At 54.4% G+C, this 17,435-nt stretch carries 14 protein-coding genes, 1 tRNA gene and 1 pseudogene; 4 read left to right on the plus strand and 12 right to left on the minus strand.

Annotation, left to right across the window (positions count from 1 at the left end; translation table 11 throughout):
* Positions 1-129: 129 nt before the first annotated feature.
* The 6 genes and pseudogenes from BTJ39_RS21835 to proB all read right to left on the minus strand — a co-directional run.
* Positions 130-252, minus strand: a pseudogene (locus BTJ39_RS21835) (helix-turn-helix transcriptional regulator); the annotation flags it as partial.
* 90 nt (positions 253-342) lie between these two features.
* Positions 343-1,200: a DUF6387 family protein gene (locus BTJ39_RS21840; RefSeq protein ID WP_001412615.1), complete on the minus strand. Its 858-nt coding sequence runs from the start codon at positions 1,198-1,200 to the stop codon at positions 343-345.
* Between the two features lie 148 nt (positions 1,201-1,348).
* Positions 1,349-2,563, minus strand: a complete 1,215-nt coding sequence (locus BTJ39_RS21845; RefSeq protein WP_001412614.1) for a tyrosine-type recombinase/integrase — start codon at positions 2,561-2,563, stop codon at positions 1,349-1,351.
* 175 nt (positions 2,564-2,738) lie between these two features.
* Positions 2,739-2,814, minus strand: a tRNA-Thr gene (locus tag BTJ39_RS21850).
* Between the two features lie 213 nt (positions 2,815-3,027).
* Positions 3,028-4,281, minus strand: a complete 1,254-nt coding sequence (gene proA / locus BTJ39_RS21855) for a glutamate-5-semialdehyde dehydrogenase (RefSeq protein WP_078004803.1) — start codon at positions 4,279-4,281, stop codon at positions 3,028-3,030.
* 11 nt (positions 4,282-4,292) lie between these two features.
* Entirely contained in the window at positions 4,293-5,396 is a 1,104-nt protein-coding gene (proB, locus tag BTJ39_RS21860; RefSeq protein WP_078004804.1) for a glutamate 5-kinase, read from the minus strand.
* A gap of 274 nt (positions 5,397-5,670) precedes the next feature.
* Here proB and ompC point away from each other — a divergent pair, with 274 nt between their 5' ends.
* Positions 5,671-6,798: a porin OmpC gene (gene ompC, locus BTJ39_RS21865; protein WP_078004805.1), complete on the plus strand. Its 1,128-nt coding sequence runs from the start codon at positions 5,671-5,673 to the stop codon at positions 6,796-6,798.
* 126 nt (positions 6,799-6,924) lie between these two features.
* On the opposite strand, the gene crl is transcribed toward ompC, so the two are convergent.
* The 3 genes from crl to gpt all read right to left on the minus strand — a co-directional run bounded on the left by crl (position 6,925) and on the right by gpt (position 9,244).
* Entirely contained in the window at positions 6,925-7,332 is a 408-nt protein-coding gene (gene crl / locus BTJ39_RS21870; protein WP_078004806.1) for a sigma factor-binding protein Crl, read from the minus strand.
* A 52-nt stretch (positions 7,333-7,384) separates the two neighbouring features.
* A complete protein-coding gene (gene frsA / locus BTJ39_RS21875) occupies positions 7,385-8,632 on the minus strand; it encodes an esterase FrsA (protein WP_078004807.1) in 1,248 nt (415 codons plus the stop codon).
* A 153-nt stretch (positions 8,633-8,785) separates the two neighbouring features.
* A complete protein-coding gene (gene gpt, locus BTJ39_RS21880; protein WP_078004808.1) occupies positions 8,786-9,244 on the minus strand; it encodes a xanthine phosphoribosyltransferase in 459 nt (152 codons plus the stop codon).
* A 264-nt stretch (positions 9,245-9,508) separates the two neighbouring features.
* On the opposite strand from gpt, the gene pepD reads away from it, so the two are divergent.
* The gene (gene pepD / locus BTJ39_RS21885) at positions 9,509-10,966 is read left to right on the plus strand and encodes a beta-Ala-His dipeptidase (protein ID WP_078004809.1); all 1,458 of its coding nucleotides are present in this window, start codon (positions 9,509-9,511) and stop codon (positions 10,964-10,966) included.
* A 298-nt stretch (positions 10,967-11,264) separates the two neighbouring features.
* On the opposite strand, the gene dinB is transcribed toward pepD, so the two are convergent.
* The gene (dinB, locus tag BTJ39_RS21890) at positions 11,265-12,320 is read right to left on the minus strand and encodes a DNA polymerase IV (RefSeq protein ID WP_078004810.1); all 1,056 of its coding nucleotides are present in this window, start codon (positions 12,318-12,320) and stop codon (positions 11,265-11,267) included.
* Positions 12,321-12,565: 245 nt separating this feature from the next.
* On the opposite strand from dinB, the gene dpaA reads away from it, so the two are divergent.
* Entirely contained in the window at positions 12,566-13,306 is a 741-nt protein-coding gene (gene dpaA / locus BTJ39_RS21895) for a peptidoglycan meso-diaminopimelic acid protein amidase (RefSeq protein ID WP_078004811.1), read from the plus strand.
* Here the strand turns inward: dpaA and BTJ39_RS21900 are convergent.
* Both BTJ39_RS21900 and lpcA read right to left on the minus strand, forming a co-directional pair.
* Positions 13,277-14,044 carry a class II glutamine amidotransferase gene (locus BTJ39_RS21900; RefSeq protein ID WP_078004812.1) on the minus strand — a complete coding sequence of 256 codons (768 nt, stop codon included), beginning with the start codon at positions 14,042-14,044 and terminating at the stop codon, positions 13,277-13,279. The two genes, dpaA and BTJ39_RS21900, sit on opposite strands and share 30 nt — an antisense overlap.
* Before the next feature lie 153 nt (positions 14,045-14,197).
* A complete protein-coding gene (lpcA, locus tag BTJ39_RS21905; RefSeq protein WP_078004813.1) occupies positions 14,198-14,776 on the minus strand; it encodes a D-sedoheptulose 7-phosphate isomerase in 579 nt (192 codons plus the stop codon).
* 213 nt (positions 14,777-14,989) lie between these two features.
* Between lpcA and fadE the strand changes: the two genes are divergently transcribed.
* The gene (gene fadE, locus BTJ39_RS21910; protein ID WP_078004814.1) at positions 14,990-17,434 is read left to right on the plus strand and encodes an acyl-CoA dehydrogenase FadE; all 2,445 of its coding nucleotides are present in this window, start codon (positions 14,990-14,992) and stop codon (positions 17,432-17,434) included.
* Position 17,435: the final 1 nt, after the last annotated feature.

The following is a 17,435-nucleotide window of genomic DNA, read 5'->3' on the forward strand; positions in this document are numbered from 1 at the left end:
CGCGGAATTCAGGCGAATGCTGCTTACGGGGGTTCTTACTGGTTGATACGGATTTTGTCATGTGAGCTACCTCTGGTTGAGAGTTTACTCACTTAGTCGCGTGTCCACTAATGGTGGGTAAGATCAAATACCGATCTTTACAGGCTGTGGAAACCGATTTTGGCTGATAAGACGATAAATCCAAGCCTTACCAAATCCGGTTTTATTCATCACTTCTGACAGGCGGATAAGACGTGTGCATGGCTGATTCATGGTATTTCCCTCATCTATGTTGACGGAAATGAATATACGATTGAATCACCAGCAAAAAGAGCGACCTTCAGATCGCCAAGGGTATGGATATCAGTCTTTATCAGAATCCGCGATTTTCATCACGTCTGAAACTCTGATGTTTTTGAGATGACTGTTTTTGTTGATGAACAGATGGAACTGACGGATGAAAGGTATACTGGCTGCTTTTATCGCCAGTGGTCTGTCTGTGTCCCGAATTTGGTGATTGAGGCGGGTCTGTTCTTCATCATCATCGTCGGTGTAAAGGAGGCGTGAAAGTCGATCTTCTGATATGCGAACCTTGTGCAGAGTAGACCATACAAGGATGTCAATCATGGGTATGAGTCTGTAGTTGATGATTTTCTTGATGGTTCCATAGCCAAACCTGATCGAATCAGATGTATCGGCTTCAATGCCCCGTACTTTACGCCATTGAGGTAGCGCGGCTTTCAAAGATTCAGCTATTTCCTCATCAGTTCCATTCGCAAGGTCTATTTCGACCATGACAGTATCTCTGAACAGCTTAGGGAGAGCTTCGGATACAGGGCTATCGAGAAATTCACGGTTAACCGAATACTCATCACTTCCATCCCAGAAAAATAATGAATTCCGTAATCCAACGATGCTGAGCTGAGCCAGCCGTTCTGTCGTGGTCAAAAAGAAATGTGGGGGTTGGTAAAGGGTGTCCTCTCTCGTGAGGTATCCGAGATGTTGCTCTGTAATAAGAAACGGTTTTCCGCTGAAAATTCGGTCAATATAGAGGTTCACGGCTTTCGCTTCGAATTCCTCATGATAAGGCTTAAAGAACAGTGTCCTTGCAAGCAGCTCATGGTAAAGCTGTATGAGAGTCAGATCTTCAAATCCTCGATAGGTATTGATATCCAACCATTTTTTAACTTCTTTGGTGTGTTCCGTTGACCAGTTTCTCATGATTGCCATTTGGTGCCTTTGTTATTCCATTCAGAAATGGATAGTTGAACTCATCTGAGCGACCAGAAGCAATAATTATAAAAAATGCAGTCATAAAAAAGAGCTACGCTCTACCGAGACATAGCCCTTAGTTCAGCATCAGCTTCCTCTATGCACGTCGATTAAACGTCCCATGCATCACATTGCCACCATTCTCAAGGCTATCCATATAGTCAGCATACCATTGCAGCATCTCACGTCTGCCATCAAGATATTGCGCATGGTTATAGGTACCACGGATAGCATTCTTATCAAGATGCGCAAGCTGGGTTTCAATCCATGCGGTGTTGTAGCCTTGTTCATGAAGAACGGTGCTCATGGTATGACGGAATCCATGCCCCGTAACGCGGCCGGTATAGCCAATTCGCTTAAACACCTGATTGATACTGGCTTCGCTCATTGTTTTACTTGGATCATTACGACCGGGGAACATTAGATGAAAATTACCAGTCATTGCCCTGATTTTTTCAATAATTTCCAATGCCTGCACGGATAACGGAACAATATGAGGACGCCGCATTTTCATGCGTTCGGCAGAAATTTCCCATAACCCTTTATCAGTATAAATTTCAGACCATAACGCACCACGTAATTCACCCGTTCGAACACCAGTGATGATCATTAGTCGGGCGGCTAACACTACCAACTCACTACCAGAGTAGCCAGCAAGGGCTTTAAAAAAGGCTGGAAGCTCCTCAATGGTCAGGAATGGATAATGTTTAGACTCATGCCCCTGCATAGCACTGGTGAGATCTGGTGCGGGGTTATACTCGGCTCTGCCTGTAACTATGGCGTAGCGAAACACTTCACCACACCGCTGACGTACTTTCTTAGCTTTCTCAGTCGCACCTCGCTCTTCCATCTTTTTAAGCACGTTAAGCAATTCCAACGGCTTGATGTCTGCAACAGGACGTTGACCGATGAACGGGAAGACATCTTTGTTGAAGGCTTCAAGAATGTCAGAGGCATATCCCGCAGACCATTTCTTCACTTTCATGTTGTGCCATTCGAGCGCAATTTGCTGAAAGGTGTTTTTTACTTCTTCGATTTGGGCTAGTTTGCTTTCTTTCTTAAACGCACTCGGATCAACGCCATTAACCAGCAGCTTTTTAGCATCATCTCTTTTGCTTCTGGCATCAGCTAAGGTAATGGTCGGGTAAACACCAAACACCACACGTTTTTCTTTACCTGCGATACGGTATTTCATGCGCCAGCTTTTGGTGCCGTTAGGGAACACCTCCAGATACATGCCCCCACCATCTGCTAACTTATAGGGTTTATCTTTAGGCTTGGCAGTCTCGACCTGTCTGGCATTGAGCTTCATTTGGGGGCATCTCCTCTAGACCGAATACAACATGCCCCCACCGATGCCCCCAACTCACCGTAGATTTTCGTGAACGTGAGTAGACGAGCAGAGACAACAAGGGCCGTGAAACGGCGTATTATAAGGATTTAAAGGGTGTTTGAGTAGACTTAGGGAGACGTTAAAATAGGTAGGATGGTGCCGATAATAGGAGTCGAACCTACGACCTTCGCATTACGAATGCGCTGCTCTACCAACTGAGCTATATCGGCGTACCGGGGGGAAACAACGCTGAATACGGTAAAAAAATTGCCGGGATGAGTCAATAGCGGCTGGTGCGAGTGCGCTTTTTCCCGGCAATATTTGTCTGTTTTTACGCCTGTCGGTGCCGGGCAGCTCCCCGGCCCTCGCCGACCGGAGAAAAGCGTTTAGCCGCAGATAACGCCTGAGGGTTACGCTTCCCTGCCCCCGATCGTGAATGGCGCTTAGCTGCGCAGCGTGTCCTGGCCGAAAGCGACCCATTTGTAGGTTGTCAGCGCTTCCAGCCCCATCGGGCCGCGCGCGTGCAGCTTCTGGGTACTGACGGCAACCTCGGCGCCAAGGCCGAACTGGCCGCCATCGGTGAAGCGCGTGCTGGCGTTGACAAAGACCGCCGCCGAGTCCACCTGGCTGACAAAACGCTCGGCGTTGGCGATGCTGCGCGTCAGGATAGCATCAGAGTGCTGGGTGCTGTATTCGCGAATATGGGCCACCGCTTCGTCGATGTCATCAACCAGCTTAACGTTGAGGTCCAGTGACAGCCATTCGTCGCGGTATTCGCTGTCCTGCACGGCGCTGACCGCCGCCGGGCCGGATTGCAGTGGCGCGATAGCGTTGCCGTCTGCGTGCAGCTTAATGTTTTCCTGCGCCATGCGGGCGCTGAACGGCACCAGAAAGCGCCCGGCAATATTGCGGTGTACCAGCAGGGTTTCCACCGAGTTGCAGGCGCTGGGGCGCTGTTTTTTGGCGTTGACGATGATATCCAGCGCCGCCTCGGTTTCCATACTTTCATCAACAAAAATATGACAAACGCCGATGCCCCCGGAGATAACCGGAATAGTCGAGTTTTCGCGGCACAGCTTGTGTAATCCGGCGCCGCCGCGTGGGATCAGCATATCGATGTAGCGATCCAGCTTCAGCATCTGATTAACCAGCTCGCGGTCAGGATTTTCGATCGCCTGAATCGCGCTTTTCGGTAAGCCATGCTTTTCCAGGGCGCGCTGAATAACCTGCACCGTGGCGGCATTGGTGCGGTATGTCTCTTTTCCGCCGCGCAGAATAGCAGCATTGCCGGTTTTCAGGCACAGCGAGGCGACGTCGACGGTGACGTTTGGTCGCGCTTCATAAATCACGCCAACCACGCCCAGTGGCACGCGGCGGCGTTCAATGCGCAGACCGCTGTCGAGCAGGCCTCCGTCGATTATCTGTCCAACCGGATCCGCTAGCTGGCACACCTGGCGCACGTCGCTGGCGATGCCCTGTAAACGGGCCGGATTGAGCATCAGTCGGTCAAGCAGCGCAGCACTCATGCCGTTCTGGCGCGCATCCGCCAAATCCTGCTCGTTGGCGCTAAGAATAATCGCGCTGTCCGCTTCAAGCTGGTCGGCAATGGTCATCAGCACCTGATTTTTTTCTGCACTGGAAAGCTGCACTATCTGGTAAGACGCTTTTTTCGCAGCCTGCCCCATTTTTTCAAGCATTTTCGGCCCCTTTAACTGACGATCATATCGTCGCGGTGAACGGCAACAGGACCGTATTCATAGCCCAGAATATCGCTGATTTGCTGGGAGTGATGCCCGGCAATCATTCGCATGGCGTCGCTATTGTAACGTGATACGCCGTGGGCGACATCCCGTCCTTGCAGGCTGCGGATGCGAATGACCTCGCCACGGGAGAAGTTGCCGCTGATGGTGCGAATCCCCTTTGGCAGCAGCGAGCTGCCCCGTTCCAGAATAGCGCTGATGGCACCGTCGTCCACGGTGATTTCCCCGGCGGGCGGCGCGCCGAAAATCCAGCGCTTACGGTTTTCCAGCGGGGTTTCCATGGCGTGAAAGCGGGTGCCAACCGGCGTACCGTCGATGACTTCGGCAATCACCCCGGCCTTGCTGCCGGCAGCAATAATGGTATCGATACCGGCACGGCAGGCAACGTCGGCTGCCTGCAGTTTGGTCGCCATGCCGCCGGTGCCTAATCCGGAGACGCTGTCACCGGCAATGGTGCGCAGCGCATCATCAATGCTGTGTACGTCGGCGATCAGCTGCGCCTGTGGGTTGTTACGCGGATCGGCGGTGAACAGACCGGGCTGATCGGTGAGCAGCAGTAATTTGTCCGCGCCGGCAAGGATGGCAGCCAGCGCCGACAGGTTGTCGTTGTCGCCGACCTTAATTTCAGCGGTGGCGACCGCATCGTTTTCGTTAATAACCGGCACGATATGGTTATCAAGCAATGCGCGCAGCGTGTCGCGGGCGTTAAGAAAACGCTCGCGATCTTCGAGGTCGGCGCGCGTCAGCAGCATCTGGCCGATGTGAATGCCATAGATGGAGAAAAGCTGTTCCCACAGTTGGATCAGGCGACTTTGCCCTACCGCCGCCAGCAGCTGTTTAGAGGCGATGGTCGGCGGCAGCTCCGGGTAGCCGAGATGTTCACGCCCTGCGGCCATTGCGCCGGAGGTGACAATCACAATACGGTGGCCGGCGGCGTGAAGCTGAGCGCACTGGCGCACCAGCTCCACTATATGGGCCCGATTTAACCGACGCGATCCGCCGGTCAGTACGCTGGTCCCCAGTTTGACTACCAGAGTCTGGCTGCTGCTCATTTTTTCCTGCCGTTGTTAAAAAAGTTATTGAGCAGACTTTTTATCAGGAGTAGCCGAGGAAACCAACCACTGCAAGGGGAAATGACAAAAATAGGACGACAGCCGCGAATAAAAAAAGTTCGAAAAAAACATATCCTGTAAAACTACGAAATAAAAGCGTCATCAAAAATAAGTAATATACGCCAGAACTCCGGACGGTGAGGACACACAAACCGCCGGTATAACAGCCTGTTAGGGCAAAAATTTTACTCATTGGGATCGATAGCAAATGCAAATGAAGAAGAGCGTTTTGGCAGCCGTCGTCGCTGCTCTGGCCGTATCTGCCGGCGCTAACGCGGCAGAAGTGTATAACAAAGACGGTAACAAGCTGGACTTCTACGGCAAACTGAAAGCCATGCACTACTTCAGCGACAATAATGGCAGCAATGGCGACAAGTCTTATGCCCGTATCGGCTTTAAGGGCCAGACTAAAATTAACGATGATATGACCGGTTACGGCCAGTGGGAATATCAGTACAACCTGAACAACTCTGAAGGCTCCGACGCCAACAACGGCAACAAAACCCGCCTCGGCTTTGCCGGTCTGAAATTTGGCGATGCCGGTTCATTTGATTACGGCCGCAACTACGGCGTGCTGTATGACGTTGAAGGCTGGACCGATATGTTCCCGGAATTCGGCGGCGACGGCACGGCCCGCGCGGATAACTTTATGACCCAGCGCGCAACCGGCGTGGCAACCTACCGCAACAGCAATTTCTTCGGCCTGATCCCCGGCCTGAAATTCGCTCTGCAGTACCAGGGTAAAAACAGCGCCGATACGGCTAACGCCCGCGGTACCACCACCGGTAACGGCGACGGTTACGGCATTTCATTATCCTATGCCATTCTGGATACCGGCCTGTCAGTCGGCGGTGCTTATACCTCTTCTGACCGTACCACCCAGCAGCAGTCGCTGGTCTTTGGTCACGGCGATAAAGCCGATGCTTTCGGCGGCGGCATCAAGTATGACGCGGGCGGCCTCTACCTGGCGGCGATCTATACCCAGACGACCAACATGACGCCATTTACCACTACCAATGCCATTGCCGGCGTAACCAACAGCACGTCCAGCAGCTACACCGGCCTGGCGAATAAAGCGACAAACATTGAATTGGTTGCGCAGTACCAGTTCGACTTCGGCCTGCGTCCGTCAATCGGCTACGTGCAGACCAAAGGCCACGACATTGAGCGCGGCATTGGCGATGCAGACCTGGTTAAATATATTGATGTGGGCGCCACTTATTACTTCAACAAAAACATGTCAGCCATGGTTGACTACAAAATCAACCAGCTGAGCGACGATAACAAGCTGGCGCTGAATAACGACGACGTCGTCGCCGTTGGCATGACCTATCAGTTCTGATGTACCCGCTGCGCCTTGCCACGGGCGTAGCGTTCACTCTGGCGTTATGTGTCTGTAAACAAGGCTGGAATTTCCAGCCTTTTCTATTCGCTGACGGCGCTGCCCGGTGGCAATCTCTCTGCCGAATTACGCCTCAGCGCTTAACGCTACCGGTTTATCGTTAAAATCTGCCGCCGGCTTCAGCGCCAGCTTGTGCTCCGCCAGCAGAGCTTTCAGACGCTGATGGAAATCACGTAGCGTTTCTTCCAGCCGCTTATTATTGTCTTTGCCCTTGACCGCCGTTTCCTGCCACAGCCCTTCTTTATCGAACAGGCCAAAGTAGTATTTGTAGGTGAAGTGATCTTCTTTAGCGTCCAGCTCCATCCACCAGCCCCAGAACTCACGGCTTTCCGGTGCAGGCTTAACGTTCACGCATACGGCCAGACAGTCGAAAAAAAAGTGATTGCCTTCGCATTTGCCTTCACGAATATAGGGCCCCAGCGCGGTGAACTGTTTAATAAATTTACTTCGCAGGTGTCCACTTGGTAAGGTCATTTAGCGCGTTCCTGTTATGAGTCAATGAGTAATGCCAATCAATAGTAGCAACTCAGGCGCCGACGCGCTTCGCTATCCATTCAGAAATTTGCTGTAAAGCATGCTGAAAGCTGCGCATCACCGGTGAGGCCGGAATGCTCAGCAGCGTCCCCTGTGCTGAAGACTGGCTTATCAGTCGCGATTCGGATTCCGGACTAAAGGGATCGCCGGGCCAGAAACAGGACAGCATCGGCGTGGCGCAGCGCCGTCCCAGCAGTCCCTGGACCTTTAACGAATAGCAGTTTAACTCGCGACGCAGCGCTTCATCGCTGGCATAAGTCATCCCCAGACGGCTGGCAAGTAAATCGGCATACATATCCGGTATCGCATCCTGCTGACCGGGGTCGCTTAGCAAGCTGTGAACGATCGGCCCCATGCAGGCGACGCCCTTCAGCCTTGGCGCTTCAAGGTAGGCCAGACGCACCGCAATGCTGGCGCCAAACCGGTAGCCGAATGCCGCCACCCGCGTATGGTCAATCCAGGGGATATCCGTAAGCTGCCTGAGTACCTGCTGATGAAGAAAACTAGCATCTTCGGTCAGCTTCCACCTGGCGGAAAAGCCGACGGACGGCACATCAATGGTCAGCATCGCCAGCCCCAGCGGGGCCAGATAATCGTGAAACAAGCGATAATGATCGCTTTGCAACGCATCAAGCGCGCCGCAGATTAGCACCGTGGGATAAGGCGCGCTGACACCGGCCGGCATATGTAAAAAACCGTTCACGGCCGTGCCGCCGGGAATATTGAAGCTCAGCTCTTTCAGTTCGCCGGGCAAAAAGCGGGCGGCCTGCTCATAGGCCCGATTAGCCAGAACCTGCGCCTGATCGGCCAGCTGATCGCCTTTCAGATAGGGATAGCCCGCGAGGCTGAACAGCGTCGCCGCCCGCATCCAGCAGTCGCCCGCCTGATTATTATCCAGCAGCTGGGCTTTATCCTGCCACTGCGCGGCCTGCTGCGACCATTCATATATCCAGTTACCGTTACGGTAGCCGATAACGGTGTCCAGCTGGTGCTCGCGGGTACGCTCTTCCTGGCTGGTAGCAATGCGCGCCAGCACTTCGCTCAGTTCAATCGGCGAGATGCCGCGCCAAATCCACAGCAAGCGGTTAATCATGCGATACCAGCTGTGCTGATTTTCCCCGTCGAGGGCGGTGTGGATCGCGCCGGGATGAGGATGGGACTGGCGGCGGATTAAAGAAGAGGTTTCAGGGTGCTTAAAGCGGGGTTTAAAGAGTTCTTCGCTGAGATTTTTTGACGTCACTATCAGACCTCCCCGGATAGCGTATGACACCGACAGACTGCCGAACCTGGTGGCGCAAAACGCGAATCGGTAAGCAAGGCGCCCGCTCATACACAATGTTCAGTAAACCTGAACCATAACGCAATAAGCGAGCGACGTCCTGATCGATGTCAATCAGCTCTTAACGATCGGCGGAACGTAAACCACGCCCATATCCCAAGGCTGCTCAATCCAGGTGTTCTGCGGGATATCGACCTGATAATCGTCAACCAGCGGCCGACCGGCCGGCTTGGCGAAAACGGTAATAAAACGCGCTTTGGGATACATTTCGCGGATCGCCTGGGCGGTGCCGCCGGTATCGACCAGATCGTCAACCACGATGAAGCCTTCGCCGTCACCCTCTGCGCGCTTGAGGATATGCATATCACGCTGATTATCGTGATCGTAGCTGGAAATACATACCGTATCGACGTAGCGAATATTCAGCTCGCGAGCCAGCAGAGAAGCAGGAACCAGTCCGCCACGGCTGACGGCAATGATGCCTTTCCATTGTGATACCGGCAGCAAACGCTGGGCGAGTTGGCGGACATGAATTTGCAGCATATCCCAGGTGACGACGTATTTTTCACTCATAGAAGGATCCCGACCAGAAGCACTGGCTAACAAAGCACAGTGGGAAAGATTGCGCGAGATTATAGTGATCTGAACGGTGAAAAACCAGTACGACACCCGCTACGCTGTGACTTTTTTCGCTGGCGCAAACAAGCGCAACTGCTGAAACAGTGGTATTCTTGGCGGCCTGGTGCCGGCCCGTCGCCGGCAGGTTTTATTTAAATATTAACGCTAGCTGATTGCCTGGTCATCGGCGCCGGGTAACGGTTAAACAGGAGACCGATCGTGTCTGAATTGTCTCAACTCTCACCACAGCCGCTGTGGGACATTTTTGCCAAAATTTGCGCTATCCCCCATCCCTCTTTTCATGAAGAAGCGTTGGCGACGCATATTGTTTCCTGGGCGCAGGAGAAAGGGTTATTTGCCGAGCGCGACGCCGTCGGCAATATTCTGATCCGCAAACCTGCCAGCAGCGGCCTGGAGCATCTGAAGCCGGTCGCGCTGCAGGCGCACCTTGATATGGTGCCGCAGAAAAATAACGATACTCAGCATGATTTCACCAAAGACCCGATCCAGCCGTGGGTTGATGGTGAATGGGTAAAAGCGCGGGGTACGACCCTGGGCGCCGACAACGGTATCGGCATGGCCTCGGCGCTGGCGGTGCTGGCTGATGACAGCGTTGAGCATGGCCCGCTGGAAGTGTTGCTGACCATGACCGAAGAGACCGGCATGGACGGCGCCTTCGGCCTCCAGCCTGGCTGGCTGCAAGCGGAAATTTTGATTAACACCGACTCTGAAGAGGAAGGCGAAGTTTATATGGGCTGCGCCGGCGGCATCGATTTTACTTCGACGCTGAAGCTGGAGCGTGAAGCGCTGCCGGCAGATTACCAGACGGTGAAGCTGACAATAAAAGGGCTGCGCGGCGGTCACTCCGGCGCCGATATTCATATGGGCCTCGGCAACGCCAACAAGCTGCTGGCGCGCTTTTTGTTTGCCCATGCCCGCTCGCTGGACTTGCGTTTACTCGATCTGAGCGGCGGCACACTGCGTAATGCCATCCCACGCGAAGCCTTCGCCACGCTGGCGGTCGCTGCGGATAAGCATCAGGCATTGAAAGAGGCGGCGCAGGCGTATCTTGCCACGTTGAAAAATGAAGCCAGCCCGCTGGATAAAAATCTGACCGTGCTGGTTGAAAGCGTAGAAAGCAATGCCCGCCCGCTGAAAAACGGCTGCCGCGACCGCTTTGTTTCGCTGCTGAACAGCACGCCAAACGGCGTTATTCGCAACTCTGACGTGATGAAAGGCGTGGTGGAAACCTCGCTGAATATCGGCGTAGTGACCTTTGATGAACAACAGGCCAGCATTAACTGCCTGATCCGTTCGCTGATCGACAGCGGTAAGGATTACGTTGTGGAAATGCTCACCTCACTTGGCGAACTGGCAGGTGCCACGACCATGCCAAAGGGCGGCTATCCCGGCTGGCAGCCGGACGCCAATTCACCGGTGATGGAGTTGGTGCGGGAAACTTACCACAAGCTGTTTAACAAAATGCCCAATATTCAGGTGATCCACGCCGGCCTTGAATGCGGTCTGTTTAAGAAACCCTATCCGGATATGGATATGGTGTCGATTGGCCCAACCATCACCGGTCCCCACTCGCCAGATGAGCAGGTGCATATCGCCAGCGTCGGCCTTTACTGGCAGCTGCTGACGGCGCTGCTGAAGGCCATTCCGGCAAAATAGTCGTCCGCCGGCGATAGCCAGCGCAGAGATAAAAACGCCGGCCGGTTCCTGAGCATCGCCTCGGGGAGCGGCTGGCGCTTTCTTTTCCCGGCGGCTGGGCTCAGCAGCGTGACGTACAACCGCTCAAGCCGCAGGCATGGGCGCAGACTTATAGCCTCGATAAGTCGCTGACCTTCCATCTGCGAATTCAGCAAGGTTTATGCAAACCGCTCAAGCCGCAAGCTTATAGCCCCGATAAGTCGCTGACCTTCCATCTGCGGATTCAGCAGGGTTTATGCCAATCGCTCAAGCCGCAGGCTTATAGCCCCAGAAGTAGCTGACGTTCAAGCTGCGGATTCAGCAGGGTTACGTGCAATCCCACCAGCCGCACTCCGCGCCCCGCCCGACGCTGGTCCCAGGTTTTGCGCGCCACGGCAATCAAATCCTCTTTATTCAACTCCGGCCAGACGTGTTCCTGGGTGGTAAGCTGGAAATCGTTAAATTTTAGCTTTACGCCCTGCCGGGCGATCTGCCGATCGGGTTTGATTTGCGTCAGCCGCCGCGCCAGTTCGTCATACAGCTGGTCAATAATCTCAAGGCAGTCCTCCCAGCTGTGAATATCCTCGGCCAGCGTACGCTCGACGCCAAGGGATTTACGCAACCGTTCGGTGACCACTTCGCGTTCATCCACCCCGTGGCTGCGCTCCCAAAGCACGCGACCAAACTTGCCAAAGCGGCGCAGCAGCAGCGCCAGATCGGAGCGCTGAACGTCGGCGCAGGTATGCAGACCCATCTCCGCGAGTTTTTTTGCCGTTACCTTGCCGACGCCCGGAATCTTCGCCAGCGGCAGCGCCAGCAGAAACTCCGACACCTGCTGAGGGGTAATCACGTATTGCCCGTTCGGTTTATTCATGTCGGAGGCAATTTTTGCCAGAAACTTAATCGGCGCAATGCCGGCCGAAGCGGTCAGTTCCAGTTCACGCCAGATGGTCTGGCGTATTTCATCGGCGATGCGCGTGGCCGATCCCTGACAGTGCTGGCTTTCGCTAACGTCGAGATAGGCCTCGTCAAGGGAAAGCGGCTCCACCAGAGAGGTATAGCGGGTAAAGATTTCACGGATGTGGCTGCTGGCCGCTTTGTAGGCGTCAAAACGGCCGGGGATCAGCTTCAGGTGGGGGCAGAGCTTTAACGCCATGGCGGTTGACATAGCGCTGTGAACGCCATATTTACGCGCCGGATAATTGGCGGTGCTGATTACGCCGCGCGCTTCGCGGCTGCCGCCGATGGCAATCGGAATATCGCGCAGGCTGGGATCGTCACGCATTTCAACTGCGGCATAAAAGCAGTCCATATCGACGTGAATAATTTTACGCATACCCCCTCCGCAACCACTGGATAAGTATACAGCATAAAAAGGGCGCCGCAAGGATGCTGACGATAAGCCGGGCCATTCAATTAAGGGAATAAGCCACAAAATTAAAATTACGCCAATTTTTGACGCACTGTTGCTTGCTAAAAAAACACACAATGATAATGTTGCGCTGCGGTAGCGGAAAACTCCGATATCGCAAGAGCAGCGCGCTTTCGGCGCCGATTACATACGCATTTCAAGGAAATATGATGGGCAAAATCGCATTGCTGTTTGCGATGATCTTCCTGCCGGCCATTTGTCTGGCCAGCCTCCCCGATCCGTCTTCACCGCTGGCCCCCGTCAGTAAAGAGCTCAAGAAGCAGCTACTGGGGACGCCGGTTTATATTCAGATATTTAAGCAAGAACGCACCCTTGAACTGTATGGCAAAGTCGGTAACGAATATCGCCTGCTCGACAGCTATCGCATCTGCAATTTCTCTGGCGGTCTCGGCCCGAAACGGCGCCCGGGAGATTTTAAAAGTCCGGAAGGATTTTACAGCGTCGGCCTGTCGCAGCTGAAGCCGGACAGCCATTTCTACCGGGCGATAAATATTGGTTTTCCTAACCAGTACGATCGCGAGAAAGGCTATGAAGGCAAGTATCTGATGATTCACGGCGCCTGCGTTTCCGTTGGCTGCTACGCGATGACCGATGCCTATATCCAGGATATTTATGATTATGTCGCTGCGGCGCTGCACAACGGTCAGCCACGCGTGGACATCAGCATTTATCCGTTCCGCATGACTGAAAATAATATGCAGCACCACCGCAACTCAATTTACTACAGCTTCTGGCAGCAGCTGCAGCCGGCCTATGCGCAGTTTGTCAAAACGCATCTGCCGCCTGCAGTCAACGTCAGCGACGGCAAATATGTGCTGAACGGCAGTACCCCAGGCGCGCCGTTCTCTCCGGCACCGGCTTCAGCACTGGCGCTCACCCAGGCAGAATAGCGCCCACTCGCCGGGCGCAATGCGATGCCATGACTCATTGCCGGTTAGCGGCTGAGTTGCAATCACCGTGACCACGTCATTTGGCGTGGTCTGCTTCTGAAAGTCGATCTCCACATCCTGATCCAACAGCGTCGCTTTACCAAACGGCGCGCGGCGCGTGATCCAGTAAAGATTGGTCGAGCAGTAGGCCATCAGAAAGTTGCCATCTGACAGCAGCATATTAAACACGCCTTTGCTGCAAAGCTGCTGCGCCAGCTGAGCAACAAAGCGAAACACCGCCGGCCAGTTGCCCGGTGTGCGTGGGTAGCGGGTAGCCAGCTGATGCAGCAGCCAGCAAAAAGCGTGCTCGCTGTCGGTTTCTCCCACCGGACGGAAATAGCCGGTGTCCAGCCGACGATAGCCCTTTAGCTGTCCGTTGTGGGCATAGGTCCAGTTGCGTCCCCAGAGTTCGCGGGTAAAAGGATGGGTGTTTTCCAGCGCGACTTTGCCACGGTTGGCCTGACGAATATGCGCCACCACGGCGCAGGATTTAATCGGGTATTCCTGCACAAGGCGCGCAATCGGCGAATTAAAGCTCGGTTGAGGATCCTTAAACGTCCGGCAGCCTTTGCCTTCGTAAAAGGTGATCCCCCAACCGTCTTTATGCGGCCCGGTGCCGCCACCGCGCTGTATCAGCCCGGTAAAACTAAAACAGATATCCGTCGGGACATTGGCACTCATCCCAAGCAATTCGCACATGCTACCACCTTAAACCACCGGCAAAAGAGTATCGCTAAATTAACCAGTCAGGGAGGCAGCCTGAGCGCAAGCAGCCTGACGCTTCGGCTACCTGGCGCACCACACCTGGCCTGCGCTCCGCTGGCGTTCAGGCCCGTTTACAGCCTGAAAGGCTTATTTAACCATTTCTTTTTCGACCAGTAACATCAGAATATGTATGACCTTAATGTGAATTTCCTGAATACGGTCGGCGTAGCCAAAGTGGGGAACGCGAATTTCAATATCCGCCAGGCCGTTCATCTTGCCGCCGTCTTTACCGGTCAGCGCAATAACCTTCATCCCCTGCTTTTTCGCCGCCTCAATCGCCTTGATAATATTGACCGAATTACCCGAGGTCGACAGGCCCAGTAAGACGTCACCGCCGCGGCCTACCGCTTCAACATAGCGTGAGAAGACATAGTCGTAGCCAAAGTCGTTGCTGACGCAGGAGAGATGGCTGACATCTGAAATGGCAATTGCCGGATAGCCGGGACGATTTTCCCGATAGCGTCCGGTCAGCTCTTCGGCAAAATGCATAGCATCGCAGTGGGAGCCGCCGTTGCCGCATGAGAGCACTTTTCCTCCGGCTTTAAATGCATCGGCCAGCATTACCGCCGCACGTTGAATGGCGTGAATATTGGCATCATTACTTAAAAACGCGTTCAGCGTTTCCGCCGCTTCGTTCAGTTCAGAGCGGATAATATCCTGGTACATAGCGAGGGCCTTCCTTCTCAAGAAATATCATATGCAGTGTAACCAAATGCCTGAGGCGCGCAAAGCGCTACGGCTAGCCTGGCGGATGTATTCATCTCACTAATGGAGTGTGAGCCAGGTTGTAATTATCATGTAAATATATTGCTAACGGAAAGGATCTCATCTAAACCTGTACTCAACAGGTCAGACCTCTTATGACTTAGGGAGTAGGTTATGTTGCTTATCAGTATTGTTGCGACGATCGTGTTGATCGGCGTGTTGTTTTATCACCGTGTTACCCTGGCGCTCAGCAGCGCGACCTTGCTGATCTGGACGGCGCTGATGGCCGCACTGCATCTCTGGACGCCGTGGCTGCTGCTGCCGCTGGCTATTATTCTGCTGCCGTTCAACCTGCTCAGCCTGCGCCGGGCGATGTTTTCTAAATCGGTTATGCATACCTTCCAGAAAGTGATGCCGCCCATGTCGCGTACTGAAAAAGAGGCGATTGACGCAGGCACCACCTGGTGGGAAGGCGAACTATTTCGCGGCAATCCCGACTGGAAAACCCTGCACGACTATCCGCAGCCGCGTTTGTCAGCGGAAGAGCAAGCCTTTATTGATGGCCCGGTGGAAGAAGCCTGCCGCATGGCTAATGACTTCGCCATTACTCACGAAATGGCCGATCTCCCGCCTGAACTGTGGGCGTACCTGAAAGAGCACCGCTTTTTCGCCATGATCATTAAAAAAGAGTATGGCGGCCTGGAATTCTCCGCTTACGCCCAGTCGCGCGTATTGCAGAAACTGGCTGGCGTCTCCGGTATCCTGGCGATCACCGTTGGCGTACCAAATTCCCTTGGTCCGGGCGAGCTGCTGCAGCATTACGGCACCGAAGAGCAAAAAGATCACTATCTGCCTCGTCTGGCGCGCGGCCAGGAGATCCCCTGCTTTGCCTTAACCAGCCCGGAAGCCGGTTCCGATGCCGGCGCTATCCCGGATACCGGGGTGGTTTGTATGGGCGACTGGCAGGGTAAACAGGTACTGGGTATGCGCCTGACCTGGAATAAGCGCTACATCACTCTGGCGCCGATTGCTACCGTGCTGGGCCTGGCGTTCAAACTCTCCGATCCCGACCACCTGCTGGGTGAAACTGAGGAGCTGGGTATTACCTGCGCGCTGATCCCGACGGTCACGCCGGGCGTTGAGATTGGCAGGCGCCACTTTCCGCTGAACGTTCCGTTCCAGAACGGGCCGACGCGCGGTAAGGACATCTTTGTACCGATTGATTACATTATCGGCGGTCCCAAAATGGCCGGACAGGGCTGGCGTATGCTGGTTGAATGTCTCTCGGTTGGACGCGGCATCACCCTGCCCTCCAACGCCACCGGCAGCCTGAAATCTGTGGCAATGGCGATCGGGGCTTATGCCCACATCCGCCGCCAGTTCAGGATCTCTATCGGTAAGATGGAAGGGATTGAAGAGCCGCTGGCGCGCATTGCTGGCAATGCGTATGCCCTCGATGCCGCCGCGACGTTGATCACCTACGGCATTATGCTCGGCGAAAAACCGGCGGTACTGTCGGCGATCGTTAAACATCACTGTACCCACCGCAGCCAGCGGGCAATTATCGATGCGATGGATATCGCTGGCGGTAAAGGCATCATGCTGGGCGATAATAACTTCCTTGCCCGTGCCTATCAGGGCGCGCCGATAGCCATTACCGTTGAAGGCGCCAACATCCTGACCCGCAGCATGATTATTTTTGGTCAGGGCGCGATCCGCTGTCATCCTTTCGTGCTGAAAGAGATGGCTGCCGCGCAGAATCATGATGTTAAAGCCTTTGATCAGGCGCTGTTCAGTCATATCGGCCACGTTGGCAGCAATAAAGTGCGCAGCTTCTGGCTCGGCCTGACCGCCGGCCTGACCAGCCGCACACCGACTCGCGACGCGACGCGCCGTTACTATCAGCATCTGAACCGTATCAGCGCTAACCTGGCTTTTATGGCGGATATTTCGATGGCCGCGCTCGGCGGCAGCCTGAAACGACGTGAGCGTATCTCCGCGCGCCTCGGCGACGTGCTGAGCCAGCTGTTTATTGCTTCCGCTGCCCTGAAACGCTATGACGATGAGGGCCGCCAGAGTGCCGATCTGCCGCTGGTTCACTGGAGCGTGCAGGATGCGCTGTATCAGGCGGAAACGGCCATTGACGATCTGCTGCGCAACTTCCCGAACCGGGCGATGGCGGGCCTGATGCGCCTGGTGATTTTCCCGACCGGACGCCACTGCCGCGCGCCGTCAGACAAGCTTGATCATCAGCTGGCTAAAATCCTTCAGCAGCCTTCTGCTACCCGCAGCCGCATTGGTCGTGGGCAATATCTCACCCCGAGCGAATACAATCCGGCGGGACAGATGGAAGAAGCGCTGGCGCATATCATGGAAGCGGAAGCGATCCATCAGCGTCTGTGCAAGCAGCTGCAGAAGAATCTGCCGTTTACCCGCCTTGACGAGCTGGGTCAGCAATGGCTGGCAAATCAGCTGATTAATCAGCAAGAGGCCGACATTCTGGCGAGGGCGGAAGCCAGCCGACTGCGCAGCATCAACGTTGATGATTTTGAACCGGAAGCGTTAGCGACCCAGCCGGTAAAAAAGCCGCAAAAAGCACCGAAGGTTGAAGCCGCCTGAA

This window comes from Izhakiella australiensis (genome assembly GCF_002006995.1).
Classification (GTDB): Bacteria; Pseudomonadota; Gammaproteobacteria; order Enterobacterales; family Enterobacteriaceae; genus Izhakiella; species Izhakiella australiensis.